Source organism: Planktothrix paucivesiculata PCC 9631 (assembly GCF_900009265.2).
In the GTDB taxonomy this organism is placed as follows: Bacteria; Cyanobacteriota; Cyanobacteriia; order Cyanobacteriales; family Microcoleaceae; genus Planktothrix; species Planktothrix paucivesiculata.
The window spans coordinates 1-3,649 of the sequence record NZ_LR734993.1; the positions used below are offsets into that span (position 1 = coordinate 1).

At 36.4% G+C, this 3,649-nt stretch carries 3 protein-coding genes; all 3 read left to right on the forward strand.

What is annotated here, in order from left to right; translation table 11 throughout:
* The coding region (locus tag PL9631_RS03420; RefSeq protein ID WP_156090440.1) for an ATP-binding response regulator at positions 1-642 on the forward strand (642 nt) is incomplete at its 5' end.
* Complete coding sequence (locus PL9631_RS03425) at positions 643-1,650, forward strand: ABC transporter substrate-binding protein (protein ID WP_083616975.1); 1,008 nt, start codon at positions 643-645, stop codon at positions 1,648-1,650.
* 5 nt (positions 1,651-1,655) lie between these two features.
* The coding region (locus tag PL9631_RS03430) for a histidine kinase dimerization/phospho-acceptor domain-containing protein (protein WP_156090441.1) at positions 1,656-3,649 on the forward strand (1,994 nt) is incomplete at its 3' end.

The following is a 3,649-nucleotide window of genomic DNA, read 5'->3' on the forward strand; positions in this document are numbered from 1 at the left end:
CTCGCTAAACTGTTTCAACCCTTTGTGCAAATTGATAGTGCTTTAAATCGTCAATATGCGGGGACAGGTTTAGGACTTACCCTGGTTAAACGAATTGTGGAAATGCACGGTGGGGAGGTAAAAGTTGAGAGTAAAATTGATCTCGGTAGTTGTTTTGCCTTCCGTCTTCCTTGTCAAGATTTACTATTACAAGCTCCTCAATCTTCCCAGGAAACCGCAGTCAATTTAGACCCAAATTCTACAACCAAAGTCTTAGAAAAATGTCCTCTAATTCTGTTAGCAGAAGATCATGAAGCTAATATTATTACTATCTCTCGTTATCTGAAGGCAAAAGGATACCAAATCATCTTAGCGGAAAATGGTCAAGAGGCAATTGATCAGGCCAAATTATACAAGCCAGATTTAATTTTAATGGATATTCAGATGCCTGTTATGGATGGTTTAGAAGCAATTCAACGGATTCGTGAGGACAGCGATCGCACACTAGCTAATATACCTATTATTGCCCTCACAGCCCTAGCAATGACCAGCGATAAAAGAAAATGCTTAGAAGCGGGTGCAAATTATTATCTGGCTAAACCTGTTAAACTCAGTCAACTCACAAGTACAATTCAAGAAATATTAGCCCAGGAGAAAAACTAAATGAAAAGAGCAACAAAGCCACAATGGCGAAAATATCTAAAATACTTAATCTTCAGTTTCATGACCGGAATTTTAGCGATCGCCCTGGTCAATTGTACCCCTCAATCCTCCAGTCCATTACGGATTGGGATAAATCTCTGGCCCGGATATGAAACCTTATATTTAGCTGAGGATCTGGGTTATTATGACAACCAGCCGATCAAATTGGTAGATTATCCTTCAGGAACAGAAGAAGTTAGAGCCTATCGCAATAATGAAATTGAAGGGGCGGGATTATCAATTGATCAAGCCTTATCTATCGCCGCCACCCAAGAAAATCTTAGAATTATTGCGATTATGGATGTTTCTAATGGTGCAGATGTAATTTTAGGACAACCCGAGATTACTAATATTAAAGCCTTAAAAGGAAAGCGAGTCGGACTAGAACCAACTGCTTTGGGATCTTTTTTTATAGCTCGGGCACTGGAAAAAAATGGGATGTCTGTTAAAGATATTCAGATTGTTTCTATAGAGCCATTAGAACATGAACAGGCGTATAAACAGAGAAAAATAGATGCCGTTGTTACCTTTGGGCCTCCCGTGGCTAAAATATTAGAAGCCGGGGCTAAAGTATTGTTTGATAGTAGTCAGATTCCGGGAGAAATTGTAGATGTTTTGGCGGTGAGTACCGACGCGATCGCTAATTCTCCTGAAAGTATTCAATCATTAGTTAATAGCCGATTTCGAGCCTTAAAATATTTAGAAGAAAACCCTCAAGAAGCAGCAACTCGCATCGCCAAACGAACACAAGTAACACCAGACACAATTTTGAATGCCTTTAAAGGTATAGATCAACTCAACTTAGAAGAAAATCAAAAATTATTCAATCAAAATGATCCCGCCTTTGTCGAGGGGAGTAAAAAACTGATCAGAATTATGCTAGAAAAAAAATTATTACCCAAAGATATTGATATAAATACAATCCTAGATGATCAGTTTATTAAGAACGCTAACTTATCAACTCCATAAAATTTATGTTCCAACGTTTTCCCCTACCGATAAGATTTTCAATCCCTATAATTTTAATTACTTGTGGTGGTTTTTTCGGGCTGATATCGTTTCGTCAAGAAATTATTGAAACCTCCCATGCCCAAATAACAAATGCTAAAAATTATCTGAAAATTTATGCTGGACAAACAGTCAGAGTATTAGATTATCTGGAACGTCAAAATATTATAGAGGGTGGCAATCCTGACGATATAAAAACCATAATTATTAGTCATGCTGGCAGCGATCCGAATCTCTCTCTAGTGGTAAAAATAGATGATCAAAATATCATTCGTTTGTCAAGTCGTTATGAACTTAAAGGAACTTCTATAACTCAAACAATAAATTCTGATTATCGGTCTTATTTCGCCTCTGTCAAAGAAAAAATGGCAGGAAAGATCCTAATTTCTCAAGATCAAAAAAAGCTGATTGCAATTTATCCCTTAGTTTTACAAATTTTACCTAATGAAATTAAACCTTCTCGGGTGGGCATTCTCTTGCTTGAATATGATCTAACCAGTGTTCAAAAAGAAGCTTTTAATGCAGCTTTAAGGCGGTCACTAATTTTTAATGGCGTGTTAACAATATTCTGTCTGGGTTTGTGGTTTTTCTTCTATTTGACTTTCACCAAACGAGTTTATCGGTTAGTTTCTGCTAGTAATAGTTTAGCCGAAGGTAAGTTAGATATCAGAACTAAATTAACAGGTTCAGATGAACTGATGCAAATCTCTGTTGCCTTTGATCGGATGGCAGTTAAAATTCAAGAAAATGCTAATGCCTTACAATATCAAGCAGAAAGAGAAGGATTACTCAGGGAAATTACCCAACGAATTCGTCAATCTTTAGACTTAGAAACTATTTTTAATACGGCGACAGAGGAGACTCGGGAATTTCTTGATGTGGATCGGGTTTGTATTTTTAAATTTGATCCTGAATCTGACGATACTCAGGGGGAATTTGTGTCTGAATCCGTGAAAACAGGAGTTAATTCAATTCTGAATATTAAAATCGAAGAAAATTGTTTTAAACAACAAGATAAATTTCCCGATCCCCAGAATCAAATTCTAATTGATGATATTTATCAAGTCAAAAAAAGTGACTGTTATTGTCGTTTTTTAGAACAATTTAAAATTCAAGCTAATTTGTTAATTCCCTTAGTTATCAATGGAAAATTCTGGGGTTTATTTTGCATTCATCAATGTTATGAACCTCGAAAATGGCAAGAATTAGAAATTGATTATGTCCAACAAATTGCCAATCAATTATCGATCGCAATTCAACAAACAGATCTGTTTAAGCAGATCAATAAAGAATTAACAGAAAAACAGAAAGCCGAGGCAAAATTAACCGAAAGTAACCAACAATTGGAAATATCTAATCAACAACTTGCCCATGCAACTCGTCTCAAAAATGAGTTTCTTGCTAATATGAGCCATGAATTGCGTACTCCCCTAAATGCTATTTTAGGGATGTCCGAAGCTCTCCAAGAGGAAATATTTGGCGGAATCAACGATAAACAACAAAAGGCAATAGAAACTATTGCCACCAGTGGCACTCATTTACTATCATTAATTAATGATATCCTCGATATCGCTAAAATTGAATCAGGAAAATTTGAAATAGAATGCGCCCCTACATCCATTAAGCATTTATGCGAATCAAGTTTGCTTTTTATCAAACAGCAATCCCTACAAAAAAGAATTACAATTCAGACAAAAATTCCCCCGAATCTTCCAGAAATTATCGTAGATGAACGGCGCCTCCGACAAGTTTTAATTAATCTACTCGATAATGCTATTAAATTCACCCCAGCCGGGGGAAAAATCACATTTGATGTTACTATTGAAAATTCCTCATCTATAGGCTTTGCCGTCACCGATACGGGCATTGGTATCACTCCTGAAAATCTCGCTAAACTGTTTCAACCCTTTGTGCAAATTGATAGTGCTTTAAATCGTCAATATGCGGGGACAGGTTTAGG